General features: G+C 45.6%; 20 protein-coding genes. 15 read left to right on the top strand and 5 right to left on the bottom strand.

The window, feature by feature from the left end; translation table 11 throughout:
• Positions 1 to 32 precede the first annotated feature (32 nt).
• Positions 33 to 908 (top strand): carbohydrate ABC transporter permease, encoded by an 876-nt coding sequence (locus tag AC58PV_RS34045; RefSeq protein WP_497437441.1) that lies wholly within the window; start codon positions 33 to 35, stop codon positions 906 to 908.
• A gap of 64 nt (positions 909 to 972) precedes the next feature.
• Entirely contained in the window at positions 973 to 1,827 is an 855-nt protein-coding gene (locus AC58PV_RS34040; protein ID WP_497437468.1) for a carbohydrate ABC transporter permease, read from the top strand.
• Between the two features lie 656 nt (positions 1,828 to 2,483).
• Here the strand turns inward: AC58PV_RS34040 and AC58PV_RS34035 are convergent.
• Complete coding sequence (locus tag AC58PV_RS34035; RefSeq protein WP_497437440.1) at positions 2,484 to 3,338, bottom strand: SDR family oxidoreductase; 855 nt, start codon at positions 3,336 to 3,338, stop codon at positions 2,484 to 2,486.
• Between the two features lie 269 nt (positions 3,339 to 3,607).
• Here AC58PV_RS34035 and AC58PV_RS34030 point away from each other — a divergent pair, with 269 nt between their 5' ends.
• Entirely contained in the window at positions 3,608 to 4,063 is a 456-nt protein-coding gene (locus tag AC58PV_RS34030) for a GNAT family N-acetyltransferase (protein ID WP_497437438.1), read from the top strand.
• 83 nt (positions 4,064 to 4,146) lie between these two features.
• On the opposite strand, the gene AC58PV_RS34025 is transcribed toward AC58PV_RS34030, so the two are convergent.
• Positions 4,147 to 4,944: a Cof-type HAD-IIB family hydrolase gene (locus tag AC58PV_RS34025; RefSeq protein ID WP_497437436.1), complete on the bottom strand. Its 798-nt coding sequence runs from the start codon at positions 4,942 to 4,944 to the stop codon at positions 4,147 to 4,149.
• Positions 4,945 to 5,061: 117 nt separating this feature from the next.
• Between AC58PV_RS34025 and AC58PV_RS34020 the strand changes: the two genes are divergently transcribed.
• From AC58PV_RS34020 to AC58PV_RS33985, 8 genes are all read left to right on the top strand, one after another.
• Positions 5,062 to 5,757 carry a DNA alkylation repair protein gene (locus tag AC58PV_RS34020; RefSeq protein ID WP_497437435.1) on the top strand — a complete coding sequence of 232 codons (696 nt, stop codon included), beginning with the start codon at positions 5,062 to 5,064 and terminating at the stop codon, positions 5,755 to 5,757.
• Positions 5,758 to 5,844: 87 nt separating this feature from the next.
• Positions 5,845 to 6,855 carry an ABC transporter substrate-binding protein gene (locus AC58PV_RS34015; protein WP_497437434.1) on the top strand — a complete coding sequence of 337 codons (1,011 nt, stop codon included), beginning with the start codon at positions 5,845 to 5,847 and terminating at the stop codon, positions 6,853 to 6,855.
• A 14-nt stretch (positions 6,856 to 6,869) separates the two neighbouring features.
• A complete protein-coding gene (locus AC58PV_RS34010; protein ID WP_497437432.1) occupies positions 6,870 to 7,910 on the top strand; it encodes a FecCD family ABC transporter permease in 1,041 nt (346 codons plus the stop codon).
• 12 nt (positions 7,911 to 7,922) lie between these two features.
• A complete protein-coding gene (locus AC58PV_RS34005; RefSeq protein ID WP_497437467.1) occupies positions 7,923 to 8,951 on the top strand; it encodes a FecCD family ABC transporter permease in 1,029 nt (342 codons plus the stop codon).
• 223 nt (positions 8,952 to 9,174) lie between these two features.
• Entirely contained in the window at positions 9,175 to 10,212 is a 1,038-nt protein-coding gene (gene add / locus AC58PV_RS34000) for an adenosine deaminase (RefSeq protein WP_497437431.1), read from the top strand.
• 489 nt (positions 10,213 to 10,701) lie between these two features.
• Positions 10,702 to 11,157 carry an NUDIX hydrolase gene (locus AC58PV_RS33995; protein WP_497437430.1) on the top strand — a complete coding sequence of 152 codons (456 nt, stop codon included), beginning with the start codon at positions 10,702 to 10,704 and terminating at the stop codon, positions 11,155 to 11,157.
• A gap of 12 nt (positions 11,158 to 11,169) precedes the next feature.
• The gene (locus AC58PV_RS33990) at positions 11,170 to 11,481 is read left to right on the top strand and encodes a hypothetical protein (protein ID WP_497437429.1); all 312 of its coding nucleotides are present in this window, start codon (positions 11,170 to 11,172) and stop codon (positions 11,479 to 11,481) included.
• A 33-nt stretch (positions 11,482 to 11,514) separates the two neighbouring features.
• On the top strand, positions 11,515 to 12,261 hold the full coding sequence (locus tag AC58PV_RS33985) for a (S)-benzoin forming benzil reductase (protein WP_497437427.1): 747 nt from the start codon (positions 11,515 to 11,517) through the stop codon (positions 12,259 to 12,261).
• Between the two features lie 181 nt (positions 12,262 to 12,442).
• Here the strand turns inward: AC58PV_RS33985 and mscL are convergent, their stop codons facing one another.
• Together mscL and hisC are read right to left on the bottom strand one after the other, a co-directional pair.
• Positions 12,443 to 12,907, bottom strand: a complete 465-nt coding sequence (gene mscL, locus AC58PV_RS33980; protein WP_497437426.1) for a large conductance mechanosensitive channel protein MscL — start codon at positions 12,905 to 12,907, stop codon at positions 12,443 to 12,445.
• Positions 12,908 to 13,042: 135 nt separating this feature from the next.
• Positions 13,043 to 14,161, bottom strand: a complete 1,119-nt coding sequence (hisC, locus tag AC58PV_RS33975) for a histidinol-phosphate transaminase (RefSeq protein ID WP_497437424.1) — start codon at positions 14,159 to 14,161, stop codon at positions 13,043 to 13,045.
• 159 nt (positions 14,162 to 14,320) lie between these two features.
• Here hisC and AC58PV_RS33970 point away from each other — a divergent pair, with 159 nt between their 5' ends.
• Complete coding sequence (locus AC58PV_RS33970; RefSeq protein WP_497437466.1) at positions 14,321 to 16,996, top strand: response regulator; 2,676 nt, start codon at positions 14,321 to 14,323, stop codon at positions 16,994 to 16,996.
• 56 nt (positions 16,997 to 17,052) lie between these two features.
• Here the strand turns inward: AC58PV_RS33970 and AC58PV_RS33965 are convergent, their stop codons facing one another.
• Positions 17,053 to 17,331: a hypothetical protein gene (locus AC58PV_RS33965; protein ID WP_497437423.1), complete on the bottom strand. Its 279-nt coding sequence runs from the start codon at positions 17,329 to 17,331 to the stop codon at positions 17,053 to 17,055.
• A 154-nt stretch (positions 17,332 to 17,485) separates the two neighbouring features.
• Here AC58PV_RS33965 and AC58PV_RS33960 point away from each other — a divergent pair, with 154 nt between their 5' ends.
• The 3 genes from AC58PV_RS33960 to AC58PV_RS33950 all read left to right on the top strand — a co-directional run bounded on the left by AC58PV_RS33960 (position 17,486) and on the right by AC58PV_RS33950 (position 18,988).
• The gene (locus AC58PV_RS33960; protein WP_497437422.1) at positions 17,486 to 17,707 is read left to right on the top strand and encodes a hypothetical protein; all 222 of its coding nucleotides are present in this window, start codon (positions 17,486 to 17,488) and stop codon (positions 17,705 to 17,707) included.
• Between the two features lie 65 nt (positions 17,708 to 17,772).
• Entirely contained in the window at positions 17,773 to 18,165 is a 393-nt protein-coding gene (locus AC58PV_RS33955; protein WP_497437420.1) for a VOC family protein, read from the top strand.
• Positions 18,166 to 18,235: 70 nt separating this feature from the next.
• A complete protein-coding gene (locus tag AC58PV_RS33950; RefSeq protein WP_497437419.1) occupies positions 18,236 to 18,988 on the top strand; it encodes a YwmB family TATA-box binding protein in 753 nt (250 codons plus the stop codon).
• Positions 18,989 to 19,359: the final 371 nt, after the last annotated feature.

The raw sequence follows: 19,359 nt of genomic DNA, 5'->3' as shown, positions 1-19,359 counted from the left end.
TTTTCCAAAAACAGCTTACAAGGAGGGGCATCATGAACGTGTCCGCAAGAATGAGAGGATTCATCACCATAGGGCTCCTTCCAGCCTTAGTCATCTATTTGTTTTTTGTTATCGTTCCCCTGTTCTGGTCGGCGTACTATGGCTTCTTTGACTGGAAAGGCATTGGCGCAGCGAAGTTTATTGGGATGGATAATTATATCGAGGTATTTACAGATCCGATCTTCTGGAAAGCTTTTAAAAATAACATGCTTATCGTTGCCGCTTCCGTCTTCGGGCAGGTTCCGATCGCTATGATCTTAGCGCTGCTGTTGATGCGCAGCACACCTTTTCAACGTATCATTCGAGCTTCCGTCTTTATGCCCATGGTATTATCTTCTGTTGTCGTCGGGATTATCTGGGGATACATTTATCACCCGCAAATCGGTATTTTGAACTTCTTGCTAGATGGCGTTGGTCTTGACAGTTGGAAGAAAGCTTGGCTCTCCGATCCGAAAGTATCGATGTTCGCGCTGATGGTGCCGATCATCTGGAATTATATTGGTCCCTACATGATTATGTTCATTGCTGCCTTACAAAATATTTCACCTGAAATTGAAGACGCTGCCCAGTTGGATGGTGTCGGACCCGTGCGTAAACTATTTGCCGTCACATTGCCAATGATTTGGGATACGGTGAAGGTAGCAATCGTCCTATGTATTTCGGGCTCATTGAAAGCCTTCGATCTGATCTATGTCATGACAGGCGGCGGTCCAGCGCATTCTACGGAATTACTAGCTTCCTATATGTACAATAGTACCTTCAATGTGTATCGTTTCGGATTCGGTAGTGCGCTGTCTACAGCGATTATTATTCTTAGCTTGCTTCTGATCGTGGGCAGTCAATATCTTATGAAGCGAGACTATCGTTAGGCAGATTAACCATGATCATCATTCATCTCTTGTAGGAGGGACATCTATGAAGCAGGTTGTAGCGATGCAGACGGGGTTTCCCGCTGGAGCTAAACAACGTAAAGTATGGACGCGCGGCGCCATCAATACCGTTCTATCCTTGTATGCATTGGTCACGTTGTATCCATTAATATGGTTATTTATTAGTGCCGTTAAATCAAATGAAGAGTTCTATTCCCGGCCTTTTCTGCTGCCAACCGTCTGGAAGTGGGATAACCTAGTCCGCGCATGGAAAGTTTCAGGAATGGGCCTCTCCTTGTGGAACTCGACCGTTGTAACGGTAGCTTCCTTAGTGCTAACACTGATTCTTGGCGCATTAGCAGCCTTTATTATCGCGCGTTTTGAGTTTAAATTGAAGGCATTCTTCACTGGCTTGTTCCTGTTGGGCATGCTCATTCCGATTCATAGCACACTCGTACCTCTATTTATTATCATGAAAAAAGTAGGCTTGTTGAATACGTACGGCGCACTTATTTTGCCCTATGTTGCATTTGAATTGCCATTAGCCATCTTCATCGTAGCTGCGTACTTAGTCAGTATTCCCAAAGAAATCGAAGAGGCCGCGCTGATCGATGGCACGGGCTACTGGGGCATTTTCTTCCGCATGATGCTTCCGCTCAGTGTTCCTGCATTATCAACCGTAGCCATTCTGGGCTTTCTCCGGTTCTGGAACGACTTCGCTTTCGCATTGGTCTTCATTAGTAAGCCTGCGCTCAAAACCGTACCGCTCAGCCTATCCGCCTTTGCAACAGGCTACATGACGGATTACGAATTGACGATGGCTGCGCTTGCGATTGCTGTGCTTCCAACGATTATCGTGTTCTTGCTGTTCCAGGAACAGATTATGAAGGGCATGACGGCAGGGGCTGTGAAGGGGTAAGCCAGGTTAACCAGAGGGCTGACCGCCAACAGTGAAGGTGTCATTGTTAGGGATTACCCCTGGCGGCAGCTAGAAATAGACTTACAGATGAAAGTTTTACATCTGTAAGTCTATTTTTATGAAGAATGTGTGGAAAGAGTAGAATAGATCTGCCGCCATCAGCCAAATAGATGGAAAATATCCAGCTATTTCTTCCCAATTCCACTGAAAAAGGAAGATAACTGGATTTTCTCCATCTAATTTTAACGATAACCAATAAAATTCGACTAATCCACTAATTTAGATGTATATTTTCCATTTATTTCATATAAATGTATAAAATATATGGAATTAGATGTATTTTTTCCTGTTAATCCACGCCGAATCAGTCGACGACTAACAACTACATATCCTATTTCGCCACTTCATCATTACTTGCTACATTATATCCTCATCAGCAACAGTATTAGTCCGATAAAACCCAATTAAATAAAGGAATTCTTGATAAAAAGGTCCATTAGTCAGATTTTGCCCACTTATTTCTCTATATTCCTGGCTTGGGAGACTTTTTAGTCGATTTAGTTGGGTTATTTCGGTCTAACCAAGGTTTGTTGCCGTAGATAGCAAGATTAATTCGATAAAACCTGGCTAATTGGCAAGCCGAGCGCAAACTAATCTTACGATTTCCCCTTGCGCGTCATCTCCGCAAGGGAAACCCACTGCTCATGGGTCACCTCGAGCAGGTCGTTGAACTGCCCGGCGCCTTGCAGCCACTCGCCGCCGTCAATCGTGATCACTTCGCCGTTAATATAGCCGGCGAAGTCCGAAATCAGATAAGCGGCGAGGTTCGCCAGCTCATCTTTTTCCCCAACGCGCCCCAGCGGGACGCGGTGCAAGAGCTTCTGCGACAGCTCGGGCGTGGGAGCCAGTCGGCTCCACGCGCCGTCGGTCGGGAACAGCCCCGGCGCGATCGCGACTTGCCGGATCCCGTACCGCGCCCACTCGACGGCGAGTGAGCGGGTAAGGGCAAGCACGCCGGCCTTCGCGGCGGCGGAAGGCACAACAAAGGCGGATCCAGTGGAGGCATAGGAGGTCACGATGTTCAGCATCGTACCGCCTACGCTTTGCTCGATCCACCTTTTACCCAACTCCAACGTGGTGTAGAACGTCCCGTGGAGCACAATGTTCAGCACCGCATCGACTGCTCGCGGTGATAAATGCTCAGTCGGGCTGGCAAAGTTGCCCGCCGCATTATTGATCAGCACGTCGATGCGACCGAAGTGCTGCTCCACGGCCGTGATCATGGCAGCTACCTGCTGCGGATCACGGACATCGCAGGGATGGTAGAATACATCCCCGCCGCTAGCCGTGCTCATCTCAGCTGCAGCTTTCGCGAGCACCTCTTCACGCCGACCAGTGATAGCCAGCTTAGCGCCGAGCGACAAGAATTTCTCACCCATCGCGCGGCCAAGCCCTGTGCCGCCGCCAGTAATCAGTACGACTTTATCCTGGAGTAATGCGCCATCGAACATAGGATACACGCTCCTTTTTTACTACCTGATGGGTATGGATATTAATCTTATAAAATCTTTATGCCCTTAACGAAAAAAGATAACGCTTACACGGATGCCGATAACTCATGTTCTCATATCAGCAACCTTACTGTCTAGTACCTCTTGGTGCATTGTCACCGTGCACAAGTAGTACGCTTCATGTTGTGCGGCATCCCAAGGGTGGTTGTAATTAACCATTGTAATGTTGTATTCTAGTGATTAAAAATTAGAGACAGAGGAGAACAATTATGGAGATTAAAGTGGATGATTTATCGGGTCCTGAAGTAAGAGCGCTCATTATGGAGCATCTTCTACATATGCAATCGTTATCCCCGCCAGAGAGTACGCATGCCTTAAATCTGGATGGATTGAAGAAACCTGGTGTCACATTTTGGAGTGGTTGGGAACAAGGAGATTTAGTGGGTTGCGGGGCGATCAAGGAGTTGGATAGTCAACATGGTGAGTTAAAATCCATGCGAACTTCCGCAGCACATCATAGGAAGGGCGTCGCGGTGAAAATTCTTGATCACATTATTAATGAAGCGAAGCAACGTGGCTATACGCGAATTAGCTTGGAGACAGGCTCCATGGAAGCGTTCGAACCTGCTAGGAAATTATATGAGAAGTTTGGCTTTACCTATTGTGGACCGTTCGCGGATTATACAGATGACCCATTAAGTTCTTTTATGACGTTGGAACTATGAGATCATTTTAAAGGGCAACCACACGAACATATAAAAATGACCCTCAGCGTTCAGCTGGGGGTCTCTGTTTCTTTTTCCTACTCTCAATCCACCAAAACAAACTTCTCCAACACATGCCTCACGCCATCCTCGTTATTGCTCTTCGTCACGAAGTTCGCCAACGCCTTCAGCTCAGGCAGTGCATTCTCCATGGCAACGCCGAGGCCAGCCACTTCCAGCATTTCCCGATCATTCCAAGCATCGCCCAGTGCAATTACTTCATCTAATGAGCATCCAATGTGCTCTGCAAGGAACGTGATCGCATGACCCTTCGTACCTTCCTTATGCATGAACTCCAAATAATGCGGTTTGGATTTCGTGATATGCAGTTTATCACCCAGTAGAGGGAGGAGCTCCTCACGGATTTGATCACAAACCTCCGGTTTATCTACGATCAACAGCTTCGGCTGCGGAATATGGATCCATTGACGCAAATCGCCAATAATATAAGGGGTCTTGGACAAGCTCACATAGTTTTTGATCTTATCGTTATCTTCAGCTGCATAAAGCTCATCCCCATGGTAAAGCTGAAGATGATAGTTGTTCTTCTCACAATAATCTAGAAGGAAGCGGGCGCTCTCTACAGGGACAGTGCGCTCATAGAGGACTTTCTCGTCCAACAAGTTTTTGATCAAAGCCCCTTGATACGTAATGATGGGGACGTTGAGTCCGATACGATTGGCAATTTTGGCAGCAGAAGGGAAGCTTCTTCCTGTGGCGATAGTAACCGTTACCCCTTTGGCAACAGCTTGATGCATAGCTTCGACTGTCTCTTGTGAAATCGTCAAATCATCACGCAATAGGGTATCATCCAAGTCAGCAGCAACTAATTTATACGTCATGTTTCTCACCGATCCTATTCATCATCTCTATTAAAATTCTGCTAATAGCATACCCGAATTGCTAGCGAATTGCTACAATAAGTGCATATGAGATAGCTAGAAGGAGGCACTTTCACGATGACATCCCCCTACACGAATGACTTGGAAAAATGGCTTAGAGCGCATGCAAATGCGGAAAATGCACCAAGCATGGAAGCGTATATGAAGAATCATTTTCCATTCCTCGGGATTCGTAATCCGGAGCGCGCCCAGCTGACCAAACAATTCACGAAGGAGCATGGCTTTCCGAAAGGGGAGGAGGCTGTCCGCGTTGCTCAAGAGCTGTGGTCATTGCCAGAGCGGGAGTTTCACTACACGGCTATTATGATGCTTCTGCAAATTAGAAAAACAGTACATGCTTCGCATATTGATGAGCTGGAGTCTTACATCGTAACCCAATCCTGGTGGGACACGGTAGATACGGTGGCGGATCACCTGATCGGCTATCATCTCCAACGGTTTCCAACATTAATCCCAGACTACGTTGAGAAATGGTTAGCTTCTAATAATATGTGGCTTCAGCGAACAGTGATTTTATTTCAGTTGAAGTATAAAAAGAAGACCGACGTGCCGCTGCTGTTTCACTGTATCACAACGATGGCTGAATCGAAGGAGTTTTTCATCCGCAAAGCGATTGGATGGGCACTGCGTGAATATTCCAAGACGGATGCGGAATCCGTGCAAACCTTTGTCGCAAATCATGACTTATCGCCCTTAAGTGTACGTGAGGCACTGAAGGTTATTCACAAGGGGCAGGAAAATACTGTGAGATAGCTGAAACTGTTGACATTGATAATCATTTTCATTATTATAAGTTGAGAATCAATATCATACATAAATAGTTACTCAGGAGGGTCCACCTTGTCACGTTTCAATACAACTAAAACTACTAAAGTTACATTCACTGTTCTTTCCGTGTGTATGGCAGCTCTACTCGCAACAGCTTGTGGAAGCGATAAAGAAGCAGCGAGCACAACAACACCTGCGACATCAACTGCTCCGGCAGCTACTGCAGCAGCGACAGCGACACCTGCGCCTGCCCTTGATAAAGTTCTTAAAGATAGCATGGGACATGAAGTTAAAGTTCCAGCTAACCCGAAAGCCGTGATCGCCTCCTACTTGGAAGATCCGCTTCTTACATTAGGCATTAAACCGATTGTTCAATGGTCTGTTAAGGAAACAAGCGTGCAAGATTATTTGCAAACACAGCTAGCTGGCGTTCCTACCATTCCGTCCACTCTTCCTGTGGAATCCATCTTGAAAGTTACCCCAGATTTCATGATCGTTGGCAATGAGTCAGCGGTTGAGAAAGGTCTATATGAGCAGTACTCCAAAGTTGTACCGACATTTGTACTTGGCAACGAAGTAATAGCAGACTACCGTAAGACGCTTTTGAAAATGGGCGAAATTCTTAATAAAACAGATGCTGCGAACGCAGCACTTAAGAAATATGATCAAAAAGTAACAGAAACCAAAGCAAAGCTTGCTCCAATTATTGGGGATAAGAAGGTTGCCATTCTGTGGGTAACGAATAAAAACTTCTATGTCGTTAACGGTAAAGTTGCCAGTGGCGCGGTTGCTTACGGCGATCTTGGTTTGAAACTGCCTAATATTTTGGCTGTACTACCGGAAGCAAAAGCCAATTGGGTGCCAATTTCACTAGAAAAACTTGCTCAATTAGATGCAGATTATATTTTCTTGGTTAACAGCGATAAAGGTCAAGCAGGTAACTTGGAAGATCCACTATGGAAGAACGTTCCTGCAGTTAAATCAGGCAAAGTATTCGAAATAGAAAAAACAAGCAGCTGGTTGTACAACGGTGTCATCGCTGGCGAGCGCGTGATGGACGATATCGTTAAACTTATTAAATAATTGGGGGTTAGGGTATGACGGGGTCAAAAAGTCAAATTCCCGCAAGCCATCCTCCTTTGAAGTCTCGTCCATTTACTGCATCAGCCATTATTTTTGGCGGACTGGCTTTGTTGCTTATTAGCCTGATTGCCTCTATCTCAGTAGGGGCAGCGGATATCTCTTTCGGCGAGGTATGGCAAGCCATCTTTCAATTTAATGGTGATTCAACTCAGCATTTGATCATCCAACAATTAAGGCTTCCACGAGCAATCGCTGGCGCTTTAGTTGGGGCTGCTTTTGCTGTGGCAGGGGCGATTATGCAAGGTGTTACTCGCAATCCGTTATCGGACCCGGGTATTCTCGGTATCAACGCAGGTGCAGGCTTCATGCTTGCCCTGTGTTTTGCCTTTTTACCGCATCTGCCATTTCATTATGTCATTCTATTCTCATTCCTCGGTGCTGCAGTAGGAACGGGGCTTGTCTATGGCATTAGTGCGTTGGCCAAGGGTGGCGTAACACCTGTTCGAATCGTGCTGGCGGGGTCTGCTGTCAGTGCCTTACTTGTGGCACTCAGTGAAGGGATTGCGATTTCCTACCATATTGGTCAGGACCTCGCTTTTTGGTTTGCAGGAGGAGTAGCGGGTACGAAGTGGATGCAAATTGATATTATGGCACCATGGATTATCGTTGCCTTATTAGGTGCAATGTTCATCTCGCCTTGGATTACGCTGTTAAGCATGGGAGAAGATGTTGCAACAGGTCTCGGTTTACGGACGGGGCTAGTGAAGCTAGCAGCCTTTGTACTGGTTCTAGTCCTCGCAGGTGCAGCAGTGGCAACGGTAGGCGCTGTTGGATTCATTGGTCTTATTATTCCGCACGTTGTTCGTTATCTCGTGGGCGTTGATTATCGTTGGATTATCCCGACTTCTGCCGTATTAGGCGGGTTGTTGGTTGTGCTGGCGGATATCGGAGCTCGCATGGTCAATCCGCCATTTGAAACACCGATAGGCTCCATTATTGCCCTAATTGGTGTGCCCTTCTTCCTCTATCTAGCTCGTAAAAAGGGGAGGGATTAGAACGTGGCATCCATGCAACCTGGAAGCATCAAGAAGCCGAGATTGGCTAAAGCGATCGCGGTGATGTCAATTTTATTAGCCCTCATAATTATTGTTTTTATTATAAGTATGAATACTGGCGTAATCCGTTTAAGCCCGCTTGAAGTGCTGCGAACATTTTTTGGAGGCGGCACTGCGAAACAAAGCATCATTCTATGGGATTTTCGACTTCCTCGCATCGTGATTTCGGTCCTGGTAGGAGCGGGTTTAGCGGTTTCAGGAGCGATCCTGCAAGGAATTTCGCGGAATATGTTGGCTGACCCAGGAATTCTGGGTATTAATGCAGGAGCAGGACTTGCGATCATACTGGTTGTATCCTTTTATCCCAATAATGTTGGGGCACCGTTATTCTTCATGCCGATGATTGCTATGCTAGGCGCCGGATTGGCTGCTTTCTTGATCTATACGCTTTCGTATGTCAAAGGTAAAGGAATCTCATCATCCCGTTTGCTCCTTGTAGGTATCGCGGTTTCGGCAGGTATTGCTGCCTTGATGATGGTACTTAGCATTCGCTTGGATCCGACCGATTTTCAGTTCGTTCAGATCTGGTTAGCAGGAAGTATATGGGGAACTAACTGGAAGTTTGTTGTCGCTTTATTACCTTGGATCGTCATACTTATTCCATACGTCATATACAAAGCCAATGTGTTGAATGTCCTGAATCTGGGAGAGATGACGTCGATTGGGCTTGGGATCAGAATGGAACGGGAACGACTTGGATTGCTGGCAGCAGCTGTTGCCTTGGCAGGCGCATGTGTCGCTGTCGGTGGTGGGATTGGCTTCGTAGGATTGATAGGGCCGCACTTAGCACGAAGGTTAGTTGGACCAAAGCATCAATTTTTGATTCCAGCTTCGGCACTCACGGGAGGGCTGTTGCTGATCATCGCAGATACGATTTCTCGGGGAATGTTTCAACCAACAGAGGTTCCGACGGGGATTGTGGCCGCTGTTATTGGAGCGCCATACTTTTTGTACTTATTAGTTCGAACGAGAGCTTCGTAAGAAGGCAAACATAGAGATCCACAGTAGGCTTAGTAGCCTGATGTGGATTTTTCTCATTTTATAAGCAAAATAAGAAATGTTAGGTAATATAACGCATATATTAATATCGTGAATTAGTGTAATATATGTTGACATAATCATTACATTGAATTAAAGTAATAAAAATTCTTCTTTAGCGCACTGGCGCCTACGAGGGGCAAGGGAGAGATGGGAGATGGCTCACATGCGAACAAACGATTTGTTAGCGAGATTACCGAAGGTGGATCTTCATTTGCATTTGGATGGAAGTGTGAAGCCCGAGACGATTTTGGAGCTCGCTCTCGAGCAAGGCATATCACTCCCTGTCTATGATAAGGATGGGCTGATTCCACATATGCGAGTGACAGACAATTGTGGCAGTCTGATAGAATATTTAGGGAAATTTGATTTTACGACGAAGTTTCTACAAACAGGTGCAGCCTTGGAGCGAGTTGCTTATGAAGTCATCGAACAATCCTTGGAGCATAATTGTCGCTATGTGGAGGTGCGCTTTGCGCCTCAATTGCATCGCAACTTGGGGTTAACCTTGGAAGAGACGTTCCACTATGTCACCCAAGGATTAAAGCGCGCGAGGCACGATTATGGAACGAGATTCGGTGTGATAGCTATTTGTATGCGAAATCACCCCTGTGCAGATAATTTGGAAGTTATTGAAGCGGCCGCCAAATTCGTAGGGAAGGGCGTTGTTGCTGTTGATTTGGCTGGCGATGAGGCGAACTATCCGCCTGAGTTTTTCCGGGAAGTGTTCGCTAGATCACATAAGCTGGGCATTCCTGTTACCATTCATGCCGGCGAGGCGGCAGGTGCGGTTAACGTCTACGAGGCTGTAGCACATCTAGGTGCCACCCGAATCGGGCATGGGGTGAGGCTTGGCGAGAATGCAGCTATTCTGGAGATGATCAAAGATCGCCGCATCCCGTTGGAGATGTGTCCGATCTCCAATATCCAAACGAAGGCAGTGGCCTCTTGGGACGCGTATCCGATCCGAGCGTACTTGGATCAAGGTTTGATTGTAACGATCAACACAGACAATCCTAGTGTGTCGGGAACCGATATTACGAAGGAGTATCGCACGATTGCCGATCGCTTCGCTTTTACAACACCAGAACTCGTGAAGTTAATCATGAACGGCGTGGAGGCCGCTTTTATGGAAGAACACGATAAAAGGATCTTCAGAAGCGAGATGGAAGCGGAGCTTATCAGCTTAGGTGTGTATAATTAAATGAAGGTGGAAGAGAGTCTGTTGCGATAACGCAACAGATTTTTCTTTCTTGTTTGTGCTTGAGCTCGAAACGCTCCCACACCCCCTGGCAAATTGAATAACTGGATTTTCTCCAGCTAATTTGAGCGAAATCACGGAATTTTACCAAATAACTGGATTTCCTCCTGCTATTTCAATCCGATTTCGTCTAATGGGACGTTTCTGGCCAAAATAGATGTAGAAAATCCAGTTAATCTCCCCGGAGGCTAGTTTTCCACGGAAATAGATGTAGGAAATCCAGTTAATGCCCCAAAGCCACCCAACCTAGCAGCTACTACTGCCACTTTTAACCGACACAGGGGTACCAACAACAATACGAGCGAATTAGAATGCTATCTAGCGGAACGCTACCCCAAGAAAGCCGGTTAAGACGGATTATGTTAAAGGGGATACTTTTTATGTTAAATTAAGGGATATTCCCATTTCTTTACGGCGGGAGGTGTAAGTGTCATGGAGTATTATAAGCAAATTAGACAGTTCGTAGGGCATCATCCTATTATTTTGCCTGGAGCAGTCGTGATCTTGGTTAATGAACGGGGACAAATTCTTCTTCAACAAAGACCGAATGAGACCTGGGGGTTGCCAGGAGGACTTATGGACTTGGGTGAGTCTTTAGAAGATACAGCTCGACGCGAATTTTTGGAGGAAACAGGTTTGACAGTGGTGGAACTAACCTTAGTCGGTGTGTTTTCTGGTGCTCAATATCATTACACGCTTCCTAATGGAGATGAATTTTACGCTGTAACGACAGCCTATATGGCACGTGAAGCTACAGGTGAGTTAGCGATGGAAACGACTGAAACCCGAGATTTGCAATACTTCGATGTGCGCGAACTACCGGAAGCGCTGGGGCGAGTATATAGGGATAGTATAACGGCTTATCTACAAAGTGCTTCGAAACGTTAGGAGGCGAACATCGTGATGGTTTCGTATGTGATCGTCCTTGTCTATGTTTTGTACATGTTATATAGGAGTTACAGAGCTAATATAGCTAAGAAACTGGTTAGGACAGTTACACTCGTTGGATATAGCGACTACCAAAAAATATTCATCACATTGCTAAATCTGTTTTTCTTACCTTTTATCGTCACCCTAGATAGCAATGGAAAGTACGGGGTATTATTGCTCCTCATTCTCCTATCAGCCTTGCTGAATCGTACGTATCTTGGAGATAACGGCATTAAGGTAAACGATGTTTGCATTTCCAAAGAACCAAGTACAGGAACTTAGTCGGACTCATCTAGATAAAGAAAGGTGTATCATATGGATACTTACATCATTACAGGCGGTTCCAAAGGCCTCGGCGCTGCCATCATTCGGCAGCTGCTAGAGCAAGGCGCTGCGGTTCATTGCATTTCCCGCAGCGAGAACGAGACCTTGCGCCAAGAGGCGCTGCGCATGGAAGGTCAGCTGACCTTCCATGCTTACGACTTGGCGCAAACCGAAGGCATCGATTCGCTCATGGAGCGAATCCTCGCGCAACCAGATGGCGTGGCTTCCGTCACGCTCATCAACAATGCGGGCATGATCGAGCCGATTGTCTCGATCGGCCGAGCAACCCCAGACGACCTGCAGCGCAGCCTGCAGGTCAATCTCGTCGCACCCGCCGTGCTGACGAACAGCTTCATTCGGCTCACGCAGGCGTGGCCGATCGTGAAGCGTGTCGTCGGCATCTCCTCGGGCGCGGGGCGCAAGCCCTACCCCGGCTGGGGTGCCTACTGCACCGCCAAAGCCGGGTTGGATATGCTGACGCGCTGTGTCGGCGCCGAGCAGTTGACACAGACACACCCGGTGCTGATTTGCAGCGTGGCACCGGGTGTGGTGGACACCGATATGCAGCGGGAGATTCGCGCTGCCTCGGAAGAGGACTTCCCGCAGGTGAGCCGGTTCGTCCAGCTCCAAGAGCAGGGGGAGCTGCGCTCCCCTGAAGATACCGCGAAGCAGCTGTTGCACTTGCTGCACGCGAATGCATTCGAACAAGGCGAGGTCGCAGACTTACGCACAAAATAGCTCTTGTCTTAACCCAACTTACGCACGAAATGGCTCTTGTCCTGATCTAACTTGCGCGCACGAAATAGTCTTTGCCTTTGCATTAAGCCGCAATACGCACAAAATAGCTCCTGCCTTAACCCAACTTACACACCAAAAGCCCGTATCGTAATCCGACACGGGCTCTTTCTATCGCAATGATCTATTGAATACTGCCACTAACCGTACCGCCAGATGAAAGCTCAGAAGTACAGAACTTGCATCGTGAAGCTTGCGCGGGAATTTCAGATAAGCAATGAGGACAGTTTTTGGTGGTTACCGCTTTTTCCTTAGGTGCTTCTTTCTTGCGGAATTTACCGATTTGGCGAACGACCATGAAGATGACGAATGCCACGATTAAGAAATCTAAAAAAGTGGATAGGAATTGTCCGTATCTAAAGACAGCAGTGCTCTTAGCAGCTTCATCAAATGTTGCGTAATGTTTCCCGTCCAAGGCAACATACAAATCATTGAAATTCACTTTTCCAATCAGTAAACCAACGAGCGGCATAACCAAATCATTCACAATGGACGTAATGACTTTACCGAAAGCTCCTCCGATAATAACCCCGACTGCAAGGTCGAGCATGTTTCCTTTGAATGCAAATTCCTTGAATTCTTTTAGCATGATGTACCCCCATGAGACTTGATTCATAGCATTGTATCATAGCATTGTACCATAATTAATAGAGCCCAAACAAATAAGCTTCGATCCCTAATGGGGGTGTTTTACTCTGAAGTAGGGGGCTTATCCGAGCTTATCCTATGCTTTTACAGCGGTAATTTCTTTCAAAGCTTGAACAAGCACTGCATTCTCTTCGGAAGTTCCAATTGAAATTCGAACATGATTAGGAAGATTCCAACCTCCGCCATAACGAACGATAACCCCGCGACTCATCAAATTATCATAAATCGATTTCGCTTGTGCGCCTAATTCGACCAATACAAAATTACTCATGCTTGGCGTGAACGGAATTGCCAGTATCCGTAATTCAGCGTACAGCTCTTCTCGCACCTTAACGTTATTCGTACGCGTTGCTTCAAGATGTTGATCATCCTTGAGTGCGGCTGCAGCAGCAACTTGGGCGAGTGTGTTCACATTAAAAGGTTCTTTGACCTGACGAATCCGTTGCAGAATACCCGTATCAGCGATGCCATATCCGACGCGTATCCCTGCTAATCCGTAGATTTTAGAAAAAGTTTGCAGCACGACAACAGGGTAGCCTTCTCGTACTAACGCAAGACCATCGCAGTAATCGTCAGCTGTAACGAAATGGCTATAAGCACCATCGAAGATCACAAGTACGTGTGACGGGAGACTTTTTACAAGTCGGTGTAGGTCTGTTTTGGTGATATAAGTGCCCGTGGGATTATTTGGTGAACAAATATAGAGCATCTTCGTGCGTTCTGTGACTGCTTCGAGAATAGCGTCTACTTCATAGCGATAGTTCTCTCCAAGCGGTACGCGAATGATGCTGGCTCCAAGTAAGTTGGCTCCGAATTCGTACTCACTGAAGGTGGGGGAAGGCACAATGACTTCATCGCCTGGCTCTAAGTAGGTTTCGGAGAGCAGTGTAATTAGTTCATCGCCGCCGTTCGTAACAAGGACTTGATCAGGGGAGAATCCGCGCTTCTCCGCAATGGCTTCTCTAAGGGTTACGGTCTCAGCATCTGGGTAACGGTGAATGTCGGATACATAAGCTCTAATAGCCTCAAGAGCAAGAGGGGAAGGGCCTAATGGATTTTCATTGGAAGCTAATTTAGTGACCGAAGTGAGCCCGAATTCTTGCTGGACCTCCCAAATGGGTTTTCCTGGCGTGTAGGGCTGCATACGGGATAAAATGCTTCGTGGATTAATGTTTTCGACACCTGGACCTTTCATGTGCAACACTCCTTATAATGATTATTACTTTATCTAGATAATACATTAACTCGGTAAAGTAGTAAAGTATAAAATTTGCATTTCAGCATAGAGTTGTTTGGTATATGATACAGGTATTGGAAATTGATTTGCTTGAAGGGTGGCAGTGAAGTGAAGAAAATGAGATTCGGTATTCGTGCCAAAATTATGATTGGATATGCGTTCATCATTTTCTGCTTAACTCTTTCTTTTGTGCTTGTTATTCAACAGTTAGCTGCCATGCAGCGAGATCGCAATTATGTAATCGAGCATGATTTTGCCGTCAATAGAGAGTCGAATCTTCTTGAGAAATATGTCATGGATATGGAAAATGGGCAAAGAGGGTATTTACTCACCGGGGAAGCTAAATATTTAGAGCCTTATACGACCGGGCAGACCAAGTGGAGAGACTCCTTTAATCAACTGAGAGAGTTGACGAGTGATACGCCAGTCCAAGAGAAAAATTTAATCGCGCTCAAAGAATCTATCGAAAATTGGCTAATACAAACAGGCGGGACCTTACCGACGATGAGGAATGGTCTTGAGAATGAAAGTTATTTTAATTTCACCTTCTTTATTACGCATCAAAGTATTCTGGATATTCGCTCGCAATTAAATCGATTTCGCGGCCTTGAAATGGGATTTGTGAAGGAGCGAGCGGCACACCTGGATGCACAAAATGAAATGTTGATCAACTCCTTATTTGTTATGTTGGGGGTGGTGATCATCTTTTCGTTGCTAGCAGCACTACTTATTTCGAGATCCATTGTCGGGACGATCAAACAGGTGACGAAGAGCATCATGAAGCTGAGCTCTATGAAGCGAGATCGTTCGAAGCGCATTCATGTCACTATGAATGATGAAGTGAAGGATTTGGCTGACGCAACCAATATGTTGCTGGAGAGTCAAGAAGAAATCGAGTGGCAGCAGCGAAAGCTGACGGAAGTTGTGCATATGCTGCAAGGCATTTCTAATTTGGAAATGTTGGGGACCTCCTTTATTCGTAAAGCAGCGGAGTTGTTCGGAGCTTCATTCGGGGTTTTTTACATAAGAAGTGTACACGAATCTAGGGTTGGCATGATGAGGATGGCAGATTATGCGGCGATGGAGGAAGGAGCTGAAGCTGGGAAAACATTCTTCCGCCTTGGAGAAGGGTTGATTGGCCAATGTGCGATTGAGAAAAGAATTGTACATCTCACACATGTCCCTGAAACGTATATTCGTTTGAAATCAGGACTTGGCTCAGCAACGGCACAAAGTATTATGATCGTACCGATCATCCATAATCAAGAGGTTATCGCTATCATGGAGTTGGCTTCTTTTGATAAATTTACGTCGCTTCAGCTGAGTCTGATGGATGATATCCTAGAGGTCTTAGGAACAATCGTCCACAGTGTGCAAACGCGTGTCGAGGTCGAGCGCCTTCTTCGAGAGTATCAGGCTATGACGGAGGAACTTCAAATTCAACAGGAAGAATTGCATCTGACCAATGAACGGCTAGAGGAAAGGAATCGCTACGCGGATGAAAGGTCGAGAGAGCTCGAACATATGAAAGTCTCCTTTGAAGAGCATGCCATTCAACTGGAGCTGAGTTCGCGGTATAAATCAGAGTTCTTGGCGAACATGTCTCACGAACTCCGAACGCCTCTTAACAGTATATTGATTCTTTCTCAGATGCTTCAGGAAAACAATAGCCAAACCTTAACGCATGATCAGCAAGAGTATGCCCGTGTTATTCATTCTTCGGGAAATGATTTATTGCTCCTCATTAACGATATTTTGGATTTATCCAAGGTGGAAGCGGGAAAATTAGATATTCACATCGGAGAGTTGCGTGCAGACTGGCTACCCGAGCTCTTATTAGGTCATTTCGAGAAGGTGGCTGAACAACGAAAGCTGACATTTCGAATTGAGATGGATACGCAAGTGCCGAAGATCTTCTATACGGATGAGCAGAGGCTTAGTCAAATTCTCAAAAATTTGCTTTCCAATGCATTCAAATTCACGCATCAAGGTTCAATTCAGGTGGATTTTCGCATGTGCAGCGTGGAACAAATTGTGGAATTGCTGCCTTCTGCTGTGCATATGCAAGTTATGGCGGTTTCCGTTAGGGATACTGGTATAGGTATACCAACCGACAAGCAAGAAATCATCTTCGAGCCTTTCCTCCAAGCTGATGGCACAACGAATCGGAAATATGGAGGAACAGGGCTGGGATTATCGATCAGTCGGGAGTTGGCGAGACTTCTTGGGGGTTGTATCAAGATGCAGAGCGTAGAAGGTAAAGGAAGTACATTTACATTATACATACCTTCGCTGCCAGAGGGGATTAACACAGGGCATAAAGAAGCGGCGGCGGCAATTGCAAGCACGAGCAATGACTATTTCATCCGTGAATACGGTGAAAATATACTTACACACGAGGATGGCAGTAACAATCCATTTAAGGGTAGAAAAGTACTGGTTGTTGATGATGATGTGCGTAATGTTTTTGCACTTTGTAATGCCTTTGAGCAAGAGGGGTTTATCGTGAGTGTTGCTCAGAATGGACAAGAATGCTTAGAGTTGTTGGCCAAAGATCCTAGCATTGAACTTATTCTTATGGATATCATGATGCCGGTGATGGATGGCTATGAAGCGATGCGTCTCATTAGGAAAAATAATCATTATGCTGCTGTTCCGATTATTGCACTTACAGCCAAAGCTATGAAACAGGATAGAGAGATCTGTTTGCAGGCAGGTGCATCCGACTATATTAGCAAGCCGCTGCATATGAGCCAACTGCTCTCGCTTATGCAAGTTTGGCTAAGTAAATAAACCAGAAAGACCTTTAACTACCTCCCGAATGTGGAAGGGGTCAAAGGTCTTTTGTCTTAATGAACACTACGTTCTGTATATACTTCAAAATGATAAATCGTGTTGCGCGTCAATACTCGGAAATCCAGTCCGTCTTGATCAATCGCTTGCACGCGTGTTGTTTTGAATGGTGTATGTTGTTGAACCCCTGATAAAGTCATTGGACATCCTACCTCGGTTGGGTTCACTTCACGAAATGTTTGCCCTTGAATCTCATCGAAATCGAATCGATCTGACCGATGCTTCGGGGTAATCCCGTCCACCTCATAGATTTGCAATAGCTTTAACAACCTCATTCTGGCCCCTCCTGTCCGTGGTTTTCGTTTTTATTATACACGCACATTTCATCTTATGCGAAATCTACAAACCTAACATAAACCTAAAGAAGTCTTCATACTTTCCTAGCTTCCAAAATATACAATTGTTCTATCTGAACCGGGGGTGTTGCGCATGCTGCACACGAAAGTAATCATTGGGGATAAAGAAGTTCTTATTTTTTTCGAATCCATGTATCAGGAGTATTCCACTCGAGCCATTGAAACGATTACTAAGTATTTAAATCATGCTCAGATAAGAGAAGTGTTCGATAATCTGGGATTAGTGCATGCCACGAATACAGAGGTAACGCTGTTCTCTTTGAACGGGGAGATGGAGACAATCCCTATGTCTTGATCGGGCTAGCTCTTTCTATTGTTTTTAGCTAAAATGAAGGGGTTAGAACAAGGAGGCAGATACATATGACCGTTATGAAATTAGAACATGTAGGGGTTATGGTAGCAAACTTAGAAGCATCAATAGCATTCTATGAAAAAGTGATCGGGCTTAAGCACAAAGGAACGCTGCTTCACACGAATGGTGTCATTCGGCTTGGTTTTCTTGGCTTTGAAGCTGCGAATGAAACAGAAGTTGAATTAATTGAAGGTTATAATGCGAACCTGCCGCAGGAAGGTAAAGTGCATCATTTGGCTTTTACCGTAGATGATATCGATGTTGAGTTCGCAAGAATTCAAGCTTTAGAGGTTAAGCAGTTGGACACGGAAATCACAACACTTCCGAACGGTTCTAAGTACTTCTTCTTTAACGGGCTAGATGGCGAGCGAATAGAATTCTTTCAATCGACACGTGGATAGGTTTAACATTTGCTAGATACGGGCATCCTTTTACTAGAGTGATAGATTCTAGCGAAGAGGTGCTTTTTTCATGTCAAAGCGTTGGACACAAATGCTAATAGGCTTAACTATTCTTGGCTTATTCTTCGGGTGGATTCGTCATGTGGATGCACGGGCTGAACAAGATGCACAGCTATTACTCCGTGTGGCAAACCCTTTTATGCAATCCAATGAACATATTACCTTCAAATATACAGGGTATTTCGGCACATGTGATGGTGTGGATGCCAAAGTGATGGGTGCAAGTGAACGTTTGTCCCAAAAACTAGGGTTTACAACTAACGCCAATGAACCGATTTCCTTGAAAAACGGTATTTATACGAATAAGTCCGAAGTTGCTGGAAGTGCAGTTGCGACATTAACTGTTGCTAGTCCAGTAGGACAAACGGCTTGTTATGCTGTATTACGATTAGATGCGCCAGGGAGTGCGGATCAAGCCCAACTTCTTAAATGGCAGGAGCAAATGACCACGCAATTAACCGGCCAAGGCATTCAAGGTATGTGGAACGTGATGATACAAGGAAATGCTGTTGATGAAGACTTCGGCTTATCGAATGATCCCAAGGAATACCTAGGTGAGTTAGTTCGAGCTTATAAAGGAACAGTTGTTGAAAGATACGAAGATGGCACGACCTTCAGTGCATCGTTGGTAGCATCTGAATTTGAGTCTTCTATACAAAGCGGCGATCAAAAGGTGAATGTCCAAATCGCACTTCATCAAGATACGACTTCGGGCCTTTGGCGCTTAACGATAGGAACACCGATTATTACAATGGAATACTAAACGCGGGAAAAGGGTGCTTAATGCATTCCTTTTTTTGTAGGAACAATTCGAAACAATTGCAATAGTGGAACTTTTCCAAAGGGGTTGTAATTGATATCTAGGCATGGTACATTAGTCCTCGTTGTTCGGAAGCAAACAACCATGACAAGCGAAATTGTAGTGGACTTGCTTTCAAGCAATAAGGTATGGTAAGATGACTTTCCGACAGACGCCGACAATAATTGACAAGAAAAAAGTGCTTGCAATTGAGAAACGTTCTGTGGTATATTACTTCTCGCTGCTTCGGTAACACGGTAGCGGACGAAAGACATTGATCTTTGAAAACTGAACAACGAGTGAGTAAGCAAATCGGTTGAGCAATCAACCATTAA

It is taken from the genome of Paenibacillus sp. J22FR83 (assembly GCF_059691955.1).
Note: the sequence above shows the minus strand (reverse complement) of the source record. Positions and strands in the feature narration are given on the sequence as shown.